This window comes from Escherichia sp. AM3 (assembly GCF_032029835.1).
Taxonomy (GTDB): domain Bacteria; phylum Pseudomonadota; class Gammaproteobacteria; order Enterobacterales; family Enterobacteriaceae; genus Escherichia; species Escherichia coli.
In genome coordinates this window covers 31146-50476 of record NZ_JAVUPQ010000004.1, presented here as the reverse complement: position 1 = coordinate 50476, position 19331 = coordinate 31146, and the positions used below count along the sequence as shown (strand labels likewise).

The window sequence follows — 19331 nt, the reverse complement described above, 5'->3', positions numbered from 1 at the left end:
CTGTACGCCTGGACGGATAAAGCGTTTACGCGACAACGGATGCCCGATGCGACGCTGGCGCGTCTTATCGGGCCTACAAACGGCCCCGAATCGTAGGTCGGATAAGGCGTTCACGCCGCATCCGACAAACCATGCTGGATCACAACTTCGCAAACACCCGACGTGCAGCATCGATGGTGTTATTGATATCTTCCATGCTGTGCGCCACGGACATAAAGCCCGCTTCAAACGCTGACGGTGCCAGGTAAACACCTTCGTCCAGCATCATATGGAAGAAACGCTTAAAGCGTTCCACGTCACAGGCCATCACATCCTGATAGCACGTCACGGACTCGGCGTCGGTAAAGAAAATACCGAACATGCCGCCAACGTGGTTAACGACCAGCGGAATTCCGGCTTCTTCTGCCGCTTCCAGCAGACCTTCTGCCAGACGTGTTGTCAGCTCATCCAGCGTTTCGTGAACGCCCGGCTGCGCGACTTCATTCAGACAGGCGAAACCCGCTGCCATCGCAATCGGGTTACCGGAAAGCGTACCCGCCTGATAGACCGGACCCGTCGGGGCCAGCGCATCCATTACATCACGACGACCACCGAATGCGCCTACCGGCATTCCACCGCCGATGATTTTGCCGAGGCAGGTTAAATCTGGCACTACGCCGTAATAATCCTGTGCGCCAGCTAGCGCTACGCGGAAACCGGTCATCACTTCATCGATGATCAGCAACGCGCCAAATTCGTCGCACAGCGCGCGCAGACCTGGCAGGAACTCTGGCAGCGGCGGAACACAGTTCATATTGCCTGCCACCGGCTCGACGATAATACAGGCAATCTCTTGCGGGTATTGCTCAAATGCGGCGCGTACAGAAGCCAGATCATTATAAGTACAGGTTAAGGTATGTTTGGCGAAATCTGCCGGAACGCCCGGCGAGTTTGGCTGGCCTAACGTGAGTGCGCCAGAACCGGCTTTCACCAGCAGGCAGTCAGCGTGACCATGGTAACACCCTTCAAATTTAATAATTTTGTCGCGACCGGTAAAACCACGGGCCAGGCGGATGGCGCTCATGGTCGCTTCAGTGCCGGAGTTCACCATGCGCACCATATCCATGGTCGGGACCAGTTCGGTCACCAGTTGCGCCATTTTCACTTCCATTTCGGTTGGTGCACCAAAGCTTAAACCACGCTCGGCGGCTTCAATCACGGCATTGCGGATTGCCGGATGGTTATGGCCCAGCACCATCGGCCCCCAGGAACCGACATAATCGATATAGGCTTTGCCATCAACATCGTACAGATAAGCGCCGTCCGCTTTTTCGATAAACAGTGGAGTGCCGCCCACGCCAGTAAAGGCGCGAACAGGGGAGTTCACACCGCCAGGGATCAGCTCGCGCGCTGCGCTGTAAAGATTTTCAGACTTACTCATGGAGGGTTCCTGATTCGTAGAAAAAGTGAATGGCTGCTATTCTATGTTATTCATAACAAGTTAAATACTCGTCAAACATCAGGCTGCTTGTACTGGTGCAATCCTGATTTCTTAGAGTATAAAAGTTTTGTGCATTTGAAACATTACGCTTTGCAAAGGATTTTCATGGAACGTGCGAGTAAAATGCCGTCATCTTATTTGTATGACCAATAAGTGATCATTGGATGAAAACTGATACTCCCTCTTTAGAAACACCGCAGGCCGCGCGCCTGCGACGCAGACAACTGATTCGCCAACTTCTTGAGCGCGATAAAACCCCGTTAGCCATTTTGTTTATGGCGGCAGTCGTCGGCACGCTTGTTGGGCTGGCAGCGGTTGCTTTTGACAAAGGTGTCGCCTGGTTGCAGAACCAACGTATGGGGGCGCTGGTACATACTGCTGATAATTATCCGCTTCTGTTAACCGTCGCTTTTCTCTGTTCGGCGGTGCTGGCGATGTTTGGCTACTTTTTGGTGCGCAAATACGCGCCGGAAGCAGGTGGTTCGGGGATCCCGGAAATTGAAGGGGCGCTGGAAGATCAACGTCCCGTTCGCTGGTGGCGTGTATTGCCGGTGAAGTTCTTTGGCGGGCTGGGGACACTCGGCGGAGGCATGGTGTTGGGGCGCGAAGGGCCAACCGTGCAGATCGGCGGTAACATTGGCCGTATGGTGCTTGATATTTTCCGCCTGAAAGGTGACGAAGCTCGCCATACGCTGCTGGCAACCGGTGCTGCTGCGGGGCTGGCTGCGGCCTTTAACGCGCCGCTGGCGGGTATTTTGTTTATTATCGAAGAGATGCGTCCGCAGTTTCGCTATACGTTAATTTCGATTAAAGCGGTATTTATTGGTGTCATTATGTCGACCATTATGTACCGGATTTTTAATCATGAAGTTGCGTTGATTGACGTCGGTAAACTTTCTGATGCGCCGCTTAATACGCTGTGGCTTTATCTGATCCTCGGTATTATTTTTGGCATTTTCGGCCCTATTTTTAATAAATGGGTGCTGGGGATGCAGGATTTGCTGCACCGTGTGCACGGCGGCAATATTACCAAATGGGTGCTAATGGGCGGTGCGATTGGCGGTCTGTGTGGATTGCTGGGGTTTGTGGCACCAGCAACGTCGGGCGGCGGTTTTAACCTGATTCCTATCGCTACCGCGGGGAATTTCAGCATGGGAATGCTGGTGTTTATCTTCGTCGCGCGGGTCATTACCACCTTACTCTGCTTCTCTTCCGGCGCGCCGGGCGGTATTTTTGCCCCGATGCTGGCGCTGGGTACTGTGCTGGGAACCGCTTTCGGAATGGTTGCCGTTGAGCTGTTTCCGCAATATCACCTTGAGGCGGGGACGTTTGCTATTGCCGGAATGGGGGCATTACTGGCGGCATCTATTCGCGCGCCGTTAACGGGGATCATTCTGGTTCTGGAGATGACCGATAACTACCAGCTCATTTTGCCAATGATTATTACCGGCCTTGGCGCAACACTATTAGCGCAATTTACCGGCGGGAAACCGCTATACTCGGCGATTCTTGCGCGCACGCTGGCAAAACAGGAAGCTGAGCAACTGGCGCGAAGCAAGGCCGCATCAGCCAGCGAGAATACTTGAACGAAATACCAGGGTATTAGATAATGGCGATTATTATTGGGTTAGAATTTGCCCAATTGCCGATGTCGTTTGGAGCAAAATATGAGTGATGACGTAGCACTGCCGCTGGAGTTTACCGACGCAGCAGCCAACAAAGTTAAAAGCCTGATCGCTGACGAAGATAACCCGAATCTGAAATTACGCGTGTATATCACCGGTGGCGGTTGCAGCGGCTTCCAGTATGGTTTCACCTTTGATGATCAGGTGAACGAAGGCGATATGACCATCGAAAAACAGGGCGTTGGCCTGGTGGTTGATCCGATGAGCCTGCAATATCTGGTCGGCGGTTCCGTTGATTATACCGAAGGTCTGGAAGGTTCTCGTTTCATCGTGACCAACCCGAACGCGAAAAGCACCTGCGGTTGCGGTTCTTCCTTTAGTATCTAATCTGTTGTTCATGTGCCGGATAAACTATCCGGCACATCTTCTCTCTTCAACGCCCATTCTCATCCAGCGCAAACGTCGGTAGCTTAAGATGCCAACGAATAGCCGCCAGCCGAATCAATAGCGTCACGACCATGCCCATCATACTGGCTGTTTCCAGTGGTACGGAAAATGTGTAATAAGCCGTAGCGTGGACAATACCGCCGATAATACAGGCAGTTGCGTAGATTTCTGTACGTAAAATCATGGGGATTTCGCGGGCCAGAACATCACGAATGATCCCGCCGCCAACGCCAGTAATGACGCCCATACAAACCGCGATTAACGGACCGGCTTCCGCATTAAAGGCTTTATTCACGCCAATGCCGACAAACACCGCCAGACCAACGGCGTCCAGCACCGGCAACATCCATTTTGGTAAGCGTCTTGGCTGGCGCACCAGCACGATGGTCAGCATGCTGGTGACCATTGCAACGACCAGATCGGTGGGATCTTTCACCCAAAATACCGGGCCGTGATCCAGCGCCATGTCGCGAATTGTCCCGCCGCCTACAGCGGTAACCACGCCCAGTACCAGAACACCAAAAGGGTCCATACGCAATTTTCCGGCTAACAAAACGCCGGAGATGGCAAATACCGCTGTGCCGACTATATCCAGCCAATAGACGAGCATTGTTCAATCCCCACTGAGCACCTGAAAAGGTCTGGCGCTAATCTACCTGTGAAAGCGCATTACAGAGCTGTTGTGCAGCGAGGATAATACGTGGGCTTGCACGTTCAAACCAGTCACTCGTGAGAGGAATAACGGGAATTTTGAGCTGTTCACCCCAGTATTGTTTGATTTTAGGAATTTGGTCCGGTCCGCCTGTAATGACAATCGCCTGTGGCGAGCGTGCTAACACCTGTTCGCGGCTAACTTGCGGCCAGGGAACCCGGCTGTCTTTAAAGATGTTTTCTCCGCCACAAACTTCGAGTACCTGGTTTTGAATCGACTCTTTTCCACTGGTAAATGGCGGATTAATGCCGAATTGCAGAAAAACACGTTTTTTAGGTTTATCAGCATATTGCGCTTTCAATTGCGCGTACTGATCCAGCAGGGATTGCGCGGCTTGTTCGGCCTTATCCGGTTGCGGACTCCAGGGGGCCAGTTGACGTAACGCATTGGCAATTTGTTCAATGCTTGTCGCATCGACCCACATCACTTTTATTCCCAGCGAAGCCAGCTGGTCAACCTGCCGCTCGGCATTACCTCCACGCCAGGCAATCACCAGATCGGGTTTCAGCGCGACAATGCGTTCCAGATTCATCCCCTGCCAGGTGGAAACCTGCTCAATCTTTTGCGCTTGTGGAGGATAGTCGGAATAGCTGCTGACCCCAACCGGCGTGATCCCGGCGGCAAAGGCAAGTTCAGTGTTGGCGGGAGAAAGCGTGATGACGCGCGGCGCGGCGTTGAGCCACAGTGGCGCGAGAAAAGACAGGGCGACCAGCGCCCTGAACAGTGACTTAGCCATGTGCCAGTTTCTGCACCAGTGACTCAACCATCAGGCTGGACTGTTTAGCGGCAACAGCCAGGAACTCATCGAAGCTAAGATGAGACTGTTGATCGGCCACGTCGGAGATGGCGCGTACTACGACAAACGGGACGTTGAAATTGTGGCAGACATGGGCGATTGCCGTCGCTTCCATCTCTACAGCAATGGCCTGTGGGAAGTTGTGGCGGATTTTCGCCAGACCAACAGAACCGTTGATGAAAGCGTCGCCGCTAACAATCAGGCCACGTACAGCGTTAAGATTCAGTTCGGCAATGCAGGCCTCAGCGGCAGCGATCAGTTTATCGTCAGCTTTAAAGCCTGCCGGACAGCCTGGTAACTGACCGTATTCATAACCAAATGCCGTGACATCCGCGTCGTGATAACGTGCTTCGTCCGAGACAACGATATCGCCCACTTTCAACGTTGGTGCCAGGCCACCGGCAGAACCGGTGTTAATAATCACATCTGGCTTGCAGTGTTCCAACAGCAGAGTGGCACCCAGCGCCGCAGCGACTTTACCGATGCCCGATTTCAGAAGCGCAACCTCGGTTCCATTCAGTTGGCCGGTATAGATTTCGCAACCGCCAAGACTGATAGTTTGACGGTTTTCGATTTTGTCACGCAGCAGCGTAACTTCTTCTTCCATTGCACCAATGATGCCGATTTTCATAGATTTACTCGCGATAAGCCCGATTTGAAGGCATAGTTTACCATGCGCTTACGGGGAAGCGTATTTCTCACGCGGGAGAGGACATGGCACAGATTGATTTCCGAAAAAAAATAAACTGGCATCGTCGTTACCGTTCACCGCAGGGCGTTAAAACCGAACATGAGATCCTGCGGATCTTCGAGAGCGATCGCGGGCGTATCATCAACTCTCCGGCAATTCGTCGTCTGCAACAAAAGACCCAGGTTTTTCCACTGGAGCGCAATGCCGCCGTGCGCACGCGTCTTACCCACTCGATGGAAGTCCAGCAGGTGGGACGCTACATCGCCAAAGAAATTTTAAGCCGTCTGAAAGAGCTTAAATTGCTGGAAGCATACGGCCTGGATGAACTGACCGGCCCCTTTGAAAGCATTGTTGAGATGTCATGCCTGATGCACGATATCGGCAATCCGCCGTTTGGTCATTTTGGCGAAGCAGCGATAAATGACTGGTTTCGCCAACGTTTGCACCCGGAAGATGCCGAAAGCCAGCCTCTGACTGACGATCGCTGCAGCGTGGCGGCACTACGTTTACGGGACGGGGAAGAACCGCTTAACGAGCTGCGGCGCAAGATTCGTCAGGACTTATGTCATTTTGAGGGGAATGCACAAGGCATTCGTCTGGTGCATACATTGATGCGGATGAATCTCACCTGGGCACAGGTTGGCGGTATTTTAAAATATACCCGTCCGGCGTGGTGGCGTGGCGAAACGCCTGAGACACATCACTATTTAATGAAAAAGCCGGGTTATTATCTTTCTGAAGAAGCCTATATTGCGCGGTTGCGTAAAGAACTTAATTTGGCGCTTTACAGTCGTTTTCCATTAACGTGGATTATGGAAGCTGCCGACGACATCTCCTATTGTGTGGCAGACCTTGAAGATGCGGTAGAGAAAAGAATATTTACCGTTGAGCAGCTTTATCATCATTTGCACGAAGCGTGGGGCCAGCATGAGAAAGGTTCGCTCTTTTCGCTAGTGGTTGAAAATGCCTGGGAAAAATCACGCTCAAATAGTTTAAGCCGCAGTACGGAAGATCAGTTTTTTATGTATTTACGAGTAAACACCCTAAATAAACTGGTACCCTACGCGGCACAACGATTTATTGATAATCTGCCTGCGATTTTCGCCGGAACGTTTAATCATGCATTATTGGAAGATGCCAGCGAATGCAGCGATCTTCTTAAGCTATATAAAAATGTCGCTGTAAAACATGTGTTTAGCCATCCAGATGTCGAGCAGCTTGAATTGCAGGGCTATCGGGTCATTAGCGGATTATTAGAGATTTATCGTCCTTTATTAAGCCTGTCGTTATCAGACTTTACTGAACTGGTAGAAAAAGAACGGGTGAAACGTTTCCCTATTGAATCGCGCTTATTCCACAAACTCTCGACGCGCCATCGGCTGGCCTATGTCGAGGCTGTCAGTAAATTACCGTCAGATTCTCCTGAGTTTCCGCTATGGGAATATTATTACCGTTGCCGCCTGCTGCAGGATTATATCAGCGGTATGACCGACCTCTATGCGTGGGATGAATACCGACGTCTGATGGCCGTAGAACAATAACCAGGCTTTTGTAAAGACGAACAATAAATTTTTACCTTTTGCAGAAACTTTAGTTCGGAACTTCAGGCTATAAAACGAATCTGAAGAACACAGCAATTTTGCGTTATCTGTTAATCGAGACTGAAATACATGAAAAAAACCACATTAGCACTGAGTGCACTGGCTCTGAGTTTAGGTTTGGCGTTATCTCCGCTCTCTGCAACGGCGGCTGAGACTTCTTCAGCAACGACAGCCCAGCAGATGCCAAGCCTTGCACCGATGCTCGAAAAGGTGATGCCTTCAGTGGTCAGCATTAACGTAGAAGGTAGCACAACCGTTAATACGCCGCGTATGCCGCGTAATTTCCAGCAGTTCTTCGGTGATGATTCTCCGTTCTGCCAGGAAGGTTCTCCGTTCCAGAGCTCTCCGTTCTGCCAGGGTGGCCAGGGCGGTAATGGTGGCGGCCAGCAACAGAAATTCATGGCGCTGGGTTCCGGCGTCATCATTGATGCCGATAAAGGCTATGTCGTCACCAACAACCACGTTGTTGATAACGCGACGGTCATTAAAGTTCAACTGAGCGATGGCCGTAAGTTCGACGCGAAGATGGTTGGCAAAGATCCGCGCTCTGATATCGCGCTGATCCAAATCCAGAACCCGAAAAACCTGACCGCAATTAAGATGGCGGATTCTGATGCACTGCGCGTGGGTGATTACACCGTAGCGATTGGTAACCCGTTTGGTCTGGGCGAGACGGTAACTTCCGGGATTGTCTCTGCGCTGGGGCGTAGCGGCCTGAATGCCGAAAACTACGAAAACTTCATCCAGACCGATGCAGCGATCAACCGTGGTAACTCCGGTGGTGCGCTGGTTAACCTGAACGGCGAACTGATCGGTATCAACACCGCGATCCTCGCACCGGACGGCGGCAACATCGGTATCGGTTTTGCTATCCCGAGTAACATGGTGAAAAACCTGACCTCGCAGATGGTGGAATACGGCCAGGTGAAACGCGGTGAGCTGGGTATTATGGGGACTGAGCTGAACTCCGAACTGGCGAAAGCGATGAAAGTTGACGCCCAGCGCGGTGCTTTCGTAAGCCAGGTTCTGCCTAATTCCTCCGCTGCAAAAGCGGGCATTAAAGCGGGTGATGTGATCACCTCACTGAACGGTAAGCCGATCAGCAGCTTTGCCGCACTGCGTGCTCAGGTGGGTACTATGCCGGTAGGCAGCAAACTGACCCTGGGCTTACTGCGCGACGGTAAGCAGGTTAACGTGAACCTGGAACTGCAGCAGAGCAGCCAGAATCAGGTTGATTCCAGCTCCATCTTCAACGGCATTGAAGGCGCTGAGATGAGCAACAAAGGCAAAGATCAGGGCGTGGTAGTGAACAACGTGAAAACGGGCACTCCGGCTGCGCAGATCGGCCTGAAGAAAGGTGATGTGATTATTGGCGCGAACCAGCAGGCAGTGAAAAACATCGCTGAACTGCGTAAAGTTCTCGACAGCAAACCGTCTGTGCTGGCACTCAACATTCAGCGCGGCGACAGCACCATCTACCTGTTAATGCAGTAATCTCCCTCAACCCCTTCCTGAAAACGGGAAGGGGTTCTCCTTACAATCTGTGAACTTCACCACAACTCCATACATCTTCATCATCCTTTAGGCATTTGCACAATGCCGTACGTTACGTACTTCCTTATGCTAAGCCGTGCATAACGGAGGACTTATGGCTGGCTGGCATCTTGATACCAAAATGGCGCAGGATATCGTGGCACGTACCATGCGCATCATCGATACCAATATCAACGTAATGGATGCCCGTGGGCGAATTATCGGCAGCGGCGATCGTGAGCGTATTGGTGAATTGCACGAAGGTGCATTGCTGGTACTTTCACAGGGACGAGTCGTCGATATCGATGACGCGGTAGCACGTCATCTGCACGGTGTGCGGCAGGGGATTAATCTACCGTTACGGCTGGAAGGTGAAATTGTCGGCGTAATTGGCCTGACAGGTGAACCAGAGAATCTGCGTAAATATGGCGAACTGGTCTGCATGACGGCTGAAATGATGCTGGAACAGTCGCGGTTGATGCACTTGTTGGCGCAGGATAGCCGTTTGCGGGAAGAACTGGTGATGAACCTGATTCAGGCAGAGGAGAATACTCCCGCACTTACTGAATGGGCGCAACGGCTGGGGATCGATCTCAATCAACCGCGAGTGGTGGCTATTGTTGAGGTCGACAGCGGTCAGCTTGGCGTGGACAGCGCAATGGCGGAGTTACAACAACTGCAAAACGCGCTGACTACGCCCGAGCGTAATAATCTGGTGGCGATTGTCTCGCTAACCGAAATGGTGGTGTTGAAACCGGCGTTGAACTCTTTTGGGCGCTGGGATGCAGAAGATCATCGTAAGCGAGTTGAACAACTGATTACCCGCATGAAAGAGTACGGCCAGCTGCGTTTTCGCGTTTCACTGGGCAACTATTTTACCGGTCCTGGCAGTATTGCCCGATCCTATCGTACGGCGAAAACGACGATGGTGGTGGGTAAACAGCGGATGCCAGAAAGTCGCTGCTATTTTTATCAGGATCTGATGTTACCTGTGTTACTCGACAGTTTGCGTGGCGACTGGCAGGCCAACGAACTGGCGCGACCGCTGGCGCGGCTGAAAACGATGGACAATAACGGCTTGCTGCGACGAACGCTGGCGGCGTGGTTTCGCCACAATGTGCAACCGCTGGCAACGTCAAAGGCGTTGTTTATTCATCGTAATACCCTGGAGTATCGGCTTAATCGTATATCGGAACTGACCGGGCTTGATTTGGGCAATTTTGATGACAGGTTGCTGCTGTATGTGGCGTTACAACTGGATGAAGAGCGGTAGGTTATGCGTTAAGGTTGAGGCGGCGCTGGCTCATTCCCCTCAGCCCGAAGGGTAGAGGGGAATGCCCGAATTAACCGTCAGTTCGGGATTATTTACGCGTTAGTTTTTCCAGATCGGCTTCAATCTCGCTGATCTTATTGGTTACGACTGACTCCAGGTGACGTAAGTCGTCGAGGATCTTACGCTTAAGATCAACTTCGCTGCGGTCACGCTGGCAGATTTGATCAAGCTCATCAATGATATACCGTAGATTCGGGCTGATTTCCTGGACTTCTTTATAACCCTGACCCACACCATCAGCGACGACCGTTTTACGCTGACGCGGATATTTAAACTTAACGCTCTTGGCGAAAAACTCGCCTTTGTCTTTCTGGAAATAGATTTTCAGAATATCGTTGTTGGCTTCCTGCCGGAGGCTGTAACGATCAATTTCTTCAGGATTGGTAATACCCAGACTTTTCAGATTGTCGTACATAGCGTTACCTCAAAATGAGTCAGTAAATTGTGCTTATTTTAGCATTTGGCCTGGCCCGCCCGGCTCGACTGTGATCGCAGAAAGCCTTTTTCTTCCAGACTTCTATCATGGCGTAAAAATCAAAAAATTACCTGCTTTATTCTGGTGATAAAATTCACGATCTACACCAGTTCCAGCATCGTTACTTCCGGGCGGCAGTTCAGACGCAAACCATACAAACTGCCCACGCCACGGGTTGTGTAGATGTGTCTTTCGCCAAAGGCATTTAATCCGGCGACGTAACGTTTATCTTCGACAGGGGCAAAAGGTTCACCAACCAACGGTACGCGCAGTTGCCCGCCGTGAGTATGGCCGCACAGCATCAGATCCCAGGGTTCATCACGCATGACTTCTTTGCTGTCGGGATTATGCGCCAGCACCAGTCTTGGCAGATTGGCTTCGCTGGCGGGAGGCGGTTTGCATTGTCCGGCCCATAAGTCACCAGTGCCTACCAGTTCGAATTGCCTGTTCGGCGTGGCGATCACCGTAGCCTGGTTAAACAACACCGTGATGCCCGCTGATTTCAACGTCTCGCCAATTAAGTGATTTTTTTCTGTACCAACAGGGCGATCGTGGTTGCCGAAGCAGGCAAACGTCGGCGCACATTCGGCAAGGGGGGAGAGTACGTCACTAAACGCCGAAAAATTCAGCGACATATCAAATAATACGTAATCGCCGCCCAGTAATATCAAATCGGGCTTTTGTTCTATGCCAAGAGCAATCGCGTCAGAAATCAGGCTTAAAGGAACAAAACGAGAGTAATGGAGATCGGCCAGAAAAAGAATTTTGAATGGTGCTGCGTTGTCTTTAAAAAAGGCGAGGCGGTGACGGATTAATTCAAACCAGCCTGGCTCACAGTAATGCATATAACCGAAACCTGAGCTCGTGGCTATCGTCGCGGCAGTAGCCTGCAAAAATCGGCGGCGTGAAATCATCGCTCATCCCTGCAAAAAAATCGGGCAGCGTCGTGCTGCCCGTGTGCATACTTTTAGTCGATGGTACGCAGCAGTTCGTTAATGCCGACTTTGCCGCGAGTTTTCGCGTCAACTTTCTTAACGATAACCGCACAGTAGAGGCTGTATTTGCCATCTTTTGACGGCAGATTACCTGAAACAACCACAGACCCCGCCGGAACGCGACCGTAGTGGATTTCGCCGGTTTCACGGTCGTAAATACGGGTGCTCTGACCAATGTATACGCCCATGGAAATGACGGAACCTTCTTCGACAATCACCCCTTCAACCACTTCAGAGCGCGCGCCGATGAAGCAATTATCTTCAATGATGGTTGGGTTAGCCTGCAGCGGTTCCAGCACGCCGCCGATGCCCACGCCACCGGAAAGGTGGACGTTTTTACCAATCTGCGCACAAGAACCGACGGTCGCCCAGGTATCAACCATGGTGCCTTCATCAACATATGCGCCGATGTTGACGTAAGACGGCATCAGCACGGTGTTACGGGCAATAAACGCACCCTGACGTACCGCCGCTGGTGGCACAACGCGGAAGCCTTCTTTCTGGAAACGTGCTTCGTCGTAGTCGGCGAATTTCATCGGCACTTTGTCGAAGTAGCGGCTTTCTGCCCCTTCGATCACCTGATTATCATTAATACGGAAAGAGAGCAGCACCGCTTTTTTCAACCACTGATGCGTCACCCACTGACCGTCAATTTTTTCCGCTACACGCAGTGCGCCGGAATCCAGCAGGGCGATCACCTGATTTACCGCTTCGCGGGTAACGGTGTCTGCATTGGCTGGCGTGATCTCGGCACGGCGTTCAAAAGCGGTTTCAATAATGTTCTGTAACTGCTGCATTGTTAAACTCTTTTCATATCAGTAAACACATCACCCTTTATCGTTTGGATTGAGGGCCTCTGTCAACCGCTGATGCACTTCCTGCTGCAACTCGTTATTAAGCGCACGCCGGTCAGCGGTGGCAATTATGAATAAATCTTCTACTCGCTCGCCAATGGTTGTAATTCGGGCACCATGAAGCGAAATTCCCAGATCGGCAAAAATTTTCCCGACTTGCGCCAGCAGTCCAGGTTGGTCGAGGGCGATCAGTTCGAGGAACGATTTGCGGTCGGTATGGGTCGGCAAAAACGTTACTTCGGTTTCAACAGTAAAATGGCGTAATTTGGCGGGTTGGCGACGGGGCTGCGGTGGCTGCCAGCTACTTTGCGTCAGTACTTGCTCCAGACCAAACCGAATAACCTCATGACGATCTGCGGACAGCGGGTTGCCATCGGGTTCCAGCACGATAAAGGTATCCATCGCCATACCGTCGCGAGTGGTGAAAATTTGTGCGTCGTGAACACTTAAATTGCGGCGGTCTAATTCGGCACAGACGGCGGCAAACAGATAAGGGCGGTCCGGGCTCCAGATAAAAATCTCGGTGCCTCCACGCGTAGCCTGCGGGCTAAGCAATACCAGCGGTTTGCTTAAATCATGCTGTAATAAATGGCGGGCATGCCAGGCCAGTTGATTTGGGCTATGGCGGACAAAATAGTTAGCACGACAGCGTGACCAAATTTGGTGCAGCGCCTCTTCGTCGATGTTATCCATGCGCAGTAGTGCCAGTGCCTGGAGTTGGTGATGGCGAACCCGTTCGCGCATATCCGGCGTGTTTTGCATTCCGCGTCGTAGCTGCTTTTCGGTGGCAAAGTAGAGCTCACGCAACAGACTTTGCTTCCAGCTATTCCACAGCGTTTCGTTGGTGGCGCAAATGTCAGCCACAGTCAGGCATACCAGATAGCGCAGACGATTTTCCGTTTGCACTTCTTCGGCAAACTGCTTGATGACTTCCGGGTCCTGAACATCGCGGCGTTGGGCGGTCACCGACATCAACAGGTGCTGGCGAACCAGCCACGCCACCAGTTGCGTTTCGCGCGAGTTAAGCCCGTGGAGTTCGGCAAAATGCACTACATCCTGAGCACCGAGAATGGAGTGGTCGCCGCCGCGTCCTTTGGCGATATCGTGAAACAGCGCGGCGATGAAAATCAGCTCAGTTGACGGTAGGCGCGGCCAGACGTCCACACACAACGGATGGCGCTGGCGCGTTTCTTCACTGGCAAAACTCTCCAGTTTCAGCATCACGCGGATAGTATGTTCATCCACCGTGTAGGCGTGGAACAGATCAAACTGCATCTGCCCGACGATATGTGACCATTGCGGCATATACGCGCCGAGTACGCTATGGCGATGCATTGGCAATAGCCCGCGCCGCACCGCTCCGGGGTGACGCAGAATGCTCAAAAACAGTTTTCGTGCTTCCGGAATATTACACAGCGGTTGTTGCAGATGGCGCCGGGCATGGCGTAACTGGCGCAGCGTGGTGGAGTAAATGCCGGTGATCGCACTGTTGCGCACCATGGTGTAGAACATACGTAAGATAGCTTCCGGCTGGCGCATAAATAGTGTTTCATCACGCAGGTCGATTAGCGTACCGCGTAGCTGAAACTCATCGTCGATTGGACGTGGTTTTTCGTCGGCGGGAAGGGCGAGGATGGCTTCATCGAACAGTTGCAGCAGCATCTGGTTGAGTTCACTGACGCGGCGTGTCACGCGGAAGTAATCCTTCATCATCCGCTCGACCGGTTCGTTACCTTCGCCACTGTAATTCAGACGCTGGGCGACGCTAAGCTGGCGATCGAATAACAGGCGATTATCGTAACGGCTGACGACCAGATGCAGGGCAAAGCGAATACGCCACAATATATGCAGACATTCGTTTAATTCCGCCCGCTCCGCTGAGGTTAAGAAGCCAAACCCAACCATTTCATCCAGCGATGTTGCGCCAAAATGACGGCGGGCCACCCATTGCAGAGTGTGGATATCGCGCAAGCCGCCAGGGCTACTTTTGATGTCTGGTTCAAGATTGTAGCTGGTGCCGTGGTAACGCTGATGGCGCTGGTTCTGTTCTTCAACTTTCGCCGCGTAGAACTTGTCGGAAGGCCAGAATCCTTCGCTGAAAATATGTTTTTGCAGTTCAAGAAATAGCGCAACATCGCCAATTAATAAGCGGGATTCGATCAAATTGGTGGCGACGGTTAAATCCGATAACCCTTCCAGAATGCACTCTTCAAGCGTGCGCACACTATGACCGACTTCCAGCTTTACATCCCAGAGCAGCGTTAACAGCTCGCCCACTTTTTGCGCCTGATCGTCCGGGAGCTTTTTACGGCTTAAAATCAGTAAATCGATGTCAGAAAGTGGATGCAGCTCGCCACGACCGTAGCCACCGACGGCGACCAATGCCAGGTCGGCAATCTGGCTGAATCCCGCTTCAATCCATAATCGTTGCAGGAGCTGGTCGATAAACTCGGTGCGCGCCTCAATCAACTGTTCTGCAGAGATCCCATTGTCAAAGGCATCACCCAGCCAACGCTGGAAAGTATCGATATGGGCTTTTATCCCACCGACGGTTAATTCATCACGGGGCCAGACGCATGGATTTTGCGGTTGACCGGGCAGGGTGGGGAGAGCGGTGTTTGCGTACTGTTCTGGAAGGGTATTCATTGTGCGCCACCCATAAGATTAAATTATCGCATTAAAAAAGCCGGCATTCGCCGGCTTCATCTTATTCGTCGTGCGAGATTATCGCCGGGATGGTGTCATCCTTGCGTAGCGTCAGAATTTCGCAGCCGTTATCAGTCACCACAATAGTATGCTCATATTGTGCAGACAAGCTGCGATCTTTGGTTTTTACCGTCCAGCCATCTTTCATGGTGCGGATCTCTTTTTTACCCGCGTTGACCATTGGCTCGATGGTGAACGTCATCCCAGGTTTCAGTACGACGTTGGTTTCACGGGAGTCATAGTGCAGCACCTGCGGTTCTTCATGGAAGCCGCGACCAATACCGTGTCCGCAATATTCACGAACGACGGAGAAGCCTTCTGCTTCGACAAATTTCTGAATCGCCGCACCGATTTCGCGCAGATTAATGCCTGGTTTTACCATGCGTAGCGCCAGGTACAGGCTTTCTTGCGTGATGCGGCACAGACGTTCGCCCATGATGGTCGGCTTACCGACGATAAACATTTTCGAGGTATCGCCGTGGAAACCATCTTTGATTACGGTGACATCAATGTTAACGATATCGCCATCTTTCAGCAGCTTAGCATCGTCCGGGATTCCGTGGCACACCACTTCATTAATAGAAATGCAAACGGATTTCGGATAACCGTGATAGCCGAGGCAGGCAGAAACCGCGTGTTGTTCATTAACAATGTAATCATTACAGATGCGATCCAGCTCGCCGGTGCTGACGCCCGGTTTAACATATGGTTCGATCATCTCCAGCACTTCGGCAGCCAGTCGGCCAGCGACGCGCATTTTTTCGATATCTTCTGGGGTCTTGATTGAGATAGCCATTAATTCTGTCCATCAGCGTCGGTGATACCGACAATATATATGTAAGTGCCGTCAATGGTATCACACCCGGGCAAATTGAGAATCATTCTGAATTTCGCCAAACGTGCCACTGAACGTTTTCTATAATAGAAAATTCAACGTCTGATGCTGTACACAGCGCCAACAATTATTGGTGTCCATGACGTATTTGTGGTATAAAGCGCGCCGGACTTCCGATCCATTTCGTATACACAGACTGGACGGAAGCGACAATCTCACTTTGTGTAACAACACACACGTATCGGCACATATTCCGGGGTGCCCTTTGGGGTCGGTAATATGGGGTACGTGGAGGCATAACCCCAACTTTTATATAGAGGTTTTAATCATGGCAACTGTTTCCATGCGCGACATGCTCAAGGCTGGTGTTCACTTCGGTCACCAGACCCGTTACTGGAACCCGAAAATGAAGCCGTTCATCTTCGGTGCGCGTAACAAAGTTCACATCATCAACCTTGAGAAAACTGTACCGATGTTCAACGAAGCTCTGGCTGAACTGAACAAGATTGCTTCTCGCAAAGGTAAAATCCTTTTCGTTGGTACTAAACGCGCTGCAAGCGAAGCGGTGAAAGACGCTGCTCTGAGCTGCGACCAGTTCTTCGTGAACCATCGCTGGCTGGGCGGTATGCTGACTAACTGGAAAACCGTTCGTCAGTCCATCAAACGTCTGAAAGACCTGGAAACTCAGTCTCAGGACGGTACTTTCGAAAAGCTGACCAAGAAAGAAGCGCTGATGCGCACTCGTGAGCTGGAGAAACTGGAAAACAGCCTGGGCGGTATCAAAGACATGGGCGGTCTGCCGGACGCTCTGTTTGTAATCGATGCTGACCACGAACACATTGCTATCAAAGAAGCAAACAACCTGGGTATTCCGGTATTTGCTATCGTTGATACCAACTCTGATCCGGACGGTGTTGACTTCGTTATCCCGGGTAACGACGACGCAATCCGTGCTGTGACCCTGTACCTGGGCGCTGTTGCTGCAACCGTACGTGAAGGCCGTTCTCAGGATCTGGCTTCCCAGGCGGAAGAAAGCTTCGTAGAAGCTGAGTAATAAGGCTTGATAACTCCCCCAAAATAGTTCGAGTTGCAGAAAGGCGGCAAGCTCGAGAATTCCCGGGAGCTTACATCAGTAAGTGACCGGGATGAGCGAGCGAAGATAACGCATCTGCGGCGCGAAATATGAAGGGGGAGAGCCCTTATAGACCAGGTAGTACACGTTTGGTTAGGGGGCCTGCATATGGCCCCCTTTTTCACTTTTATATCTGTGCGGTTTAATGCCGGGCAGATCACATCTCCGAGGATTTTAGAATGGCTGAAATTACCGCATCCCTGGTAAAAGAGCTGCGTGAGCGTACTGGCGCAGGCATGATGGATTGCAAAAAAGCACTGACTGAAGCTAACGGCGACATCGAGCTGGCAATCGAAAACATGCGTAAGTCCGGTGCTATTAAAGCAGCGAAAAAAGCAGGCAACGTTGCTGCTGACGGCGTGATCAAAACCAAAATCGACGGCAACTACGGCATCATTCTGGAAGTTAACTGCCAGACTGACTTCGTTGCAAAAGACGCTGGTTTCCAGGCGTTCGCAGACAAAGTTCTGGACGCAGCTGTTGCTGGCAAAATCACTGACGTTGAAGTTCTGAAAGCACAGTTCGAAGAAGAACGTGTTGCGCTGGTAGCGAAAATTGGTGAAAACATCAACATTCGCCGCGTTGCTGCGCTGGAAGGCGACGTTCTGGGTTCTTATCAGCACGGTGCGCGTATCGGCGTTCTGGTTGCTGCTAAAGGCGCTGACGAAGAGCTGGTTAAACACATCGCTATGCACGTTGCTGCAAGCAAGCCGGAATTCATCAAACCAGAAGACGTATCCGCTGAAGTGGTAGAAAAAGAATACCAGGTACAGCTGGATATCGCGATGCAGTCTGGTAAGCCGAAAGAAATCGCAGAGAAAATGGTTGAAGGCCGCATGAAGAAATTCACCGGCGAAGTTTCTCTGACTGGTCAGCCGTTCGTTATGGAACCAAGCAAAACCGTTGGTCAGCTGCTGAAAGAGCATAACGCTGAAGTGACTGGCTTCATCCGCTTCGAAGTGGGTGAAGGCATCGAGAAAGTTGAGACTGACTTTGCAGCAGAAGTTGCTGCGATGTCCAAGCAGTCTTAATTATCGAAAAGGAGCCGCCTGAGGGCGGCTTCTTTTTGCGCCCATCTTGTAAATTCAGCTAACCCTTATGGGGCTGCGCTGAAAAGCGACGTAAAATGTCGCCGGTATTAATTCATTTCAATCGTTGACAGTCTCAGGAAAGAAACATGGCTACCAATGCAAAACCCGTCTATAAACGCATTCTGCTTAAGTTGAGTGGCGAAGCTCTGCAGGGCACTGAAGGCTTCGGTATTGATGCAAGCATACTGGATCGCATGGCTCAGGAAATCAAAGAACTGGTTGAACTGGGTATTCAGGTTGGTGTGGTGATTGGTGGGGGTAACCTGTTCCGTGGCGCTGGTCTGGCGAAAGCGGGTATGAACCGCGTTGTGGGCGACCACATGGGGATGCTGGCGACCGTAATGAACGGCCTGGCAATGCGTGATGCACTGCACCGCGCCTATGTGAACGCTCGTCTGATGTCCGCTATTCCATTGAATGGCGTGTGCGACAGCTACAGCTGGGCAGAAGCTATCAGCCTGTTGCGCAACAACCGTGTGGTGATCCTCTCCGCCGGTACAGGTAACCCGTTCTTTACCACCGACTCAGCAGCTTGCCTGCGTGGTATCGAAATTGAAGCCGATGTGGTGCTGAAAGCAACCAAAGTTGACGGCGTGTTTACCGCTGATCCGGCGAAAGATCCAACCGCAACCATGTACGAGCAACTGACTTACAGCGAAGTGCTGGAAAAAGAGCTGAAAGTCATGGACCTGGCGGCCTTCACGCTGGCTCGTGACCATAAATTACCGATTCGTGTTTTCAACATGAACAAACCGGGTGCGCTGCGCCGTGTGGTAATGGGTGAAAAAGAAGGGACTTTAATCACGGAATAATTCCCGTGATGGATAAATAAGGGTAAGATTCCGCGTAAGTATCGCGGGGGCGTAAGTCTGGTTATAAGGCGTTATTGTTGCAGGCAGTTTGGTCACGGCCAGCGCGCAGCAACCGGAGCGTACAAAAGTACGTGAGGATGGCGAGCACTGCTCGGGGCCAAAATGGCAAATAAAATAGCCTAATAATCCAGACGATTACCCGTAATATGTTTA

19 protein-coding genes are annotated in these 19331 nt (G+C 51.6%); 10 read left to right on the top strand and 9 right to left on the bottom strand.

Annotated features, from left to right (window positions below):
• Window positions 1–139: 139 nt before the first annotated feature.
• The gene (hemL, locus tag RTW80_RS03245) at window positions 140–1420 is read right to left on the bottom strand and encodes a glutamate-1-semialdehyde 2,1-aminomutase (RefSeq protein ID WP_000045305.1); all 1281 of its coding nucleotides are present in this window, start codon (window positions 1418–1420) and stop codon (window positions 140–142) included.
• A gap of 165 nt (window positions 1421–1585) precedes the next feature.
• Between hemL and yadX the strand changes: the two genes are divergently transcribed.
• From yadX to erpA, 4 genes are read left to right on the top strand one after another with little or no spacing between them, the layout of a single operon-like run.
• Window positions 1586–1633 carry a protein YadX gene (gene yadX / locus RTW80_RS03240; RefSeq protein WP_211180485.1) on the top strand — a complete coding sequence of 16 codons (48 nt, stop codon included), beginning with the start codon at window positions 1586–1588 and terminating at the stop codon, window positions 1631–1633.
• 11 nt (window positions 1634–1644) lie between these two features.
• Entirely contained in the window at window positions 1645–3066 is a 1422-nt protein-coding gene (gene clcA, locus RTW80_RS03235) for a H(+)/Cl(-) exchange transporter ClcA (protein WP_000845394.1), read from the top strand.
• A gap of 23 nt (window positions 3067–3089) precedes the next feature.
• Entirely contained in the window at window positions 3090–3155 is a 66-nt protein-coding gene (gene yadW / locus RTW80_RS03230) for a small protein YadW (RefSeq protein ID WP_120795373.1), read from the top strand.
• Complete coding sequence (gene erpA / locus RTW80_RS03225; protein WP_001295564.1) at window positions 3148–3492, top strand: iron-sulfur cluster insertion protein ErpA; 345 nt, start codon at window positions 3148–3150, stop codon at window positions 3490–3492. The genes yadW and erpA overlap by 8 nt, the downstream gene beginning before the upstream one ends.
• Before the next feature lie 46 nt (window positions 3493–3538).
• Here erpA and RTW80_RS03220 read toward each other — a convergent pair whose 3' ends face one another.
• From RTW80_RS03220 to mtnN, 3 genes are read right to left on the bottom strand one after another with little or no spacing between them, the layout of a single operon-like run.
• Window positions 3539–4162: a TRIC cation channel family protein gene (locus RTW80_RS03220; protein ID WP_000964221.1), complete on the bottom strand. Its 624-nt coding sequence runs from the start codon at window positions 4160–4162 to the stop codon at window positions 3539–3541.
• Between the two features lie 37 nt (window positions 4163–4199).
• Window positions 4200–5000: a vitamin B12 ABC transporter substrate-binding protein BtuF gene (btuF, locus tag RTW80_RS03215; RefSeq protein ID WP_001129927.1), complete on the bottom strand. Its 801-nt coding sequence runs from the start codon at window positions 4998–5000 to the stop codon at window positions 4200–4202.
• Window positions 4993–5691 (bottom strand): 5'-methylthioadenosine/S-adenosylhomocysteine nucleosidase, encoded by a 699-nt coding sequence (gene mtnN / locus RTW80_RS03210; RefSeq protein ID WP_000689844.1) that lies wholly within the window; start codon window positions 5689–5691, stop codon window positions 4993–4995. Before mtnN ends, btuF begins: the two co-directional genes overlap by 8 nt.
• 83 nt (window positions 5692–5774) lie before the next feature.
• On the opposite strand from mtnN, the gene dgt reads away from it, so the two are divergent.
• The 3 genes from dgt (at window position 5775) to cdaR (ending at window position 10158) form a co-directional block, all read left to right on the top strand.
• Complete coding sequence (dgt, locus tag RTW80_RS03205; RefSeq protein ID WP_000057067.1) at window positions 5775–7292, top strand: dGTPase; 1518 nt, start codon at window positions 5775–5777, stop codon at window positions 7290–7292.
• A gap of 129 nt (window positions 7293–7421) precedes the next feature.
• Entirely contained in the window at window positions 7422–8846 is a 1425-nt protein-coding gene (degP, locus tag RTW80_RS03200) for a serine endoprotease DegP (RefSeq protein WP_000753946.1), read from the top strand.
• A 154-nt stretch (window positions 8847–9000) separates the two neighbouring features.
• Window positions 9001–10158, top strand: a complete 1158-nt coding sequence (cdaR, locus tag RTW80_RS03195; protein WP_000929443.1) for a DNA-binding transcriptional regulator CdaR — start codon at window positions 9001–9003, stop codon at window positions 10156–10158.
• 88 nt (window positions 10159–10246) lie between these two features.
• Here cdaR and RTW80_RS03190 read toward each other — a convergent pair whose 3' ends face one another.
• The 5 genes from RTW80_RS03190 to map form a co-directional block, all read right to left on the bottom strand.
• Complete coding sequence (locus RTW80_RS03190) at window positions 10247–10633, bottom strand: DUF3461 family protein (RefSeq protein WP_000272188.1); 387 nt, start codon at window positions 10631–10633, stop codon at window positions 10247–10249.
• Window positions 10634–10794: 161 nt separating this feature from the next.
• Window positions 10795–11607, bottom strand: a complete 813-nt coding sequence (gene yaeI, locus RTW80_RS03185) for a phosphodiesterase YaeI (RefSeq protein ID WP_000625631.1) — start codon at window positions 11605–11607, stop codon at window positions 10795–10797.
• A gap of 53 nt (window positions 11608–11660) precedes the next feature.
• A complete protein-coding gene (gene dapD / locus RTW80_RS03180) occupies window positions 11661–12485 on the bottom strand; it encodes a 2,3,4,5-tetrahydropyridine-2,6-dicarboxylate N-succinyltransferase (protein WP_001186650.1) in 825 nt (274 codons plus the stop codon).
• Between the two features lie 30 nt (window positions 12486–12515).
• Window positions 12516–15188 carry a bifunctional uridylyltransferase/uridylyl-removing protein GlnD gene (glnD, locus tag RTW80_RS03175; protein ID WP_312718382.1) on the bottom strand — a complete coding sequence of 891 codons (2673 nt, stop codon included), beginning with the start codon at window positions 15186–15188 and terminating at the stop codon, window positions 12516–12518.
• A 61-nt stretch (window positions 15189–15249) separates the two neighbouring features.
• A complete protein-coding gene (gene map, locus RTW80_RS03170) occupies window positions 15250–16044 on the bottom strand; it encodes a type I methionyl aminopeptidase (protein WP_001018194.1) in 795 nt (264 codons plus the stop codon).
• A 367-nt stretch (window positions 16045–16411) separates the two neighbouring features.
• On the opposite strand from map, the gene rpsB reads away from it, so the two are divergent.
• The 3 genes from rpsB to pyrH all read left to right on the top strand — a co-directional run bounded on the left by rpsB (window position 16412) and on the right by pyrH (window position 19118).
• Window positions 16412–17137: a 30S ribosomal protein S2 gene (gene rpsB, locus RTW80_RS03165; RefSeq protein WP_000246884.1), complete on the top strand. Its 726-nt coding sequence runs from the start codon at window positions 16412–16414 to the stop codon at window positions 17135–17137.
• Window positions 17138–17394: 257 nt separating this feature from the next.
• The gene (tsf, locus tag RTW80_RS03160; protein ID WP_000818114.1) at window positions 17395–18246 is read left to right on the top strand and encodes a translation elongation factor Ts; all 852 of its coding nucleotides are present in this window, start codon (window positions 17395–17397) and stop codon (window positions 18244–18246) included.
• Between the two features lie 146 nt (window positions 18247–18392).
• Window positions 18393–19118, top strand: a complete 726-nt coding sequence (gene pyrH, locus RTW80_RS03155) for a UMP kinase (protein WP_000224573.1) — start codon at window positions 18393–18395, stop codon at window positions 19116–19118.
• Window positions 19119–19331: the final 213 nt, after the last annotated feature.

What these genes read in the sequence shown, in the direction of transcription:
- erpA (WP_001295564.1), top strand. Translation starts at nt 3,148, where the DNA reads ATGAGTGATGACGTAGCACTGCCGCTGGAGTTTACCGACGCAGCAGCC.
- rpsB (WP_000246884.1), top strand. Translation starts at nt 16,412, where the DNA reads ATGGCAACTGTTTCCATGCGCGACATGCTCAAGGCTGGTGTTCACTTC.
- btuF (WP_001129927.1), bottom strand. Translation starts at nt 5,000, where the DNA reads ATGGCTAAGTCACTGTTCAGGGCGCTGGTCGCCCTGTCTTTTCTCGCG.
- dgt (WP_000057067.1), top strand. Translation starts at nt 5,775, where the DNA reads ATGGCACAGATTGATTTCCGAAAAAAAATAAACTGGCATCGTCGTTAC.
- cdaR (WP_000929443.1), top strand. Translation starts at nt 9,001, where the DNA reads ATGGCTGGCTGGCATCTTGATACCAAAATGGCGCAGGATATCGTGGCA.
- pyrH (WP_000224573.1), top strand. Translation starts at nt 18,393, where the DNA reads ATGGCTACCAATGCAAAACCCGTCTATAAACGCATTCTGCTTAAGTTG.
- mtnN (WP_000689844.1), bottom strand. Translation starts at nt 5,691, where the DNA reads ATGAAAATCGGCATCATTGGTGCAATGGAAGAAGAAGTTACGCTGCTG.
- hemL (WP_000045305.1), bottom strand. Translation starts at nt 1,420, where the DNA reads ATGAGTAAGTCTGAAAATCTTTACAGCGCAGCGCGCGAGCTGATCCCT.
- dapD (WP_001186650.1), bottom strand. Translation starts at nt 12,485, where the DNA reads ATGCAGCAGTTACAGAACATTATTGAAACCGCTTTTGAACGCCGTGCC.
- clcA (WP_000845394.1), top strand. Translation starts at nt 1,645, where the DNA reads ATGAAAACTGATACTCCCTCTTTAGAAACACCGCAGGCCGCGCGCCTG.
- RTW80_RS03220 (WP_000964221.1), bottom strand. Translation starts at nt 4,162, where the DNA reads ATGCTCGTCTATTGGCTGGATATAGTCGGCACAGCGGTATTTGCCATC.
- map (WP_001018194.1), bottom strand. Translation starts at nt 16,044, where the DNA reads ATGGCTATCTCAATCAAGACCCCAGAAGATATCGAAAAAATGCGCGTC.
- degP (WP_000753946.1), top strand. Translation starts at nt 7,422, where the DNA reads ATGAAAAAAACCACATTAGCACTGAGTGCACTGGCTCTGAGTTTAGGT.
- glnD (WP_312718382.1), bottom strand. Translation starts at nt 15,188, where the DNA reads ATGAATACCCTTCCAGAACAGTACGCAAACACCGCTCTCCCCACCCTG.
- tsf (WP_000818114.1), top strand. Translation starts at nt 17,395, where the DNA reads ATGGCTGAAATTACCGCATCCCTGGTAAAAGAGCTGCGTGAGCGTACT.
- yaeI (WP_000625631.1), bottom strand. Translation starts at nt 11,607, where the DNA reads ATGATTTCACGCCGCCGATTTTTGCAGGCTACTGCCGCGACGATAGCC.
- RTW80_RS03190 (WP_000272188.1), bottom strand. Translation starts at nt 10,633, where the DNA reads ATGTACGACAATCTGAAAAGTCTGGGTATTACCAATCCTGAAGAAATT.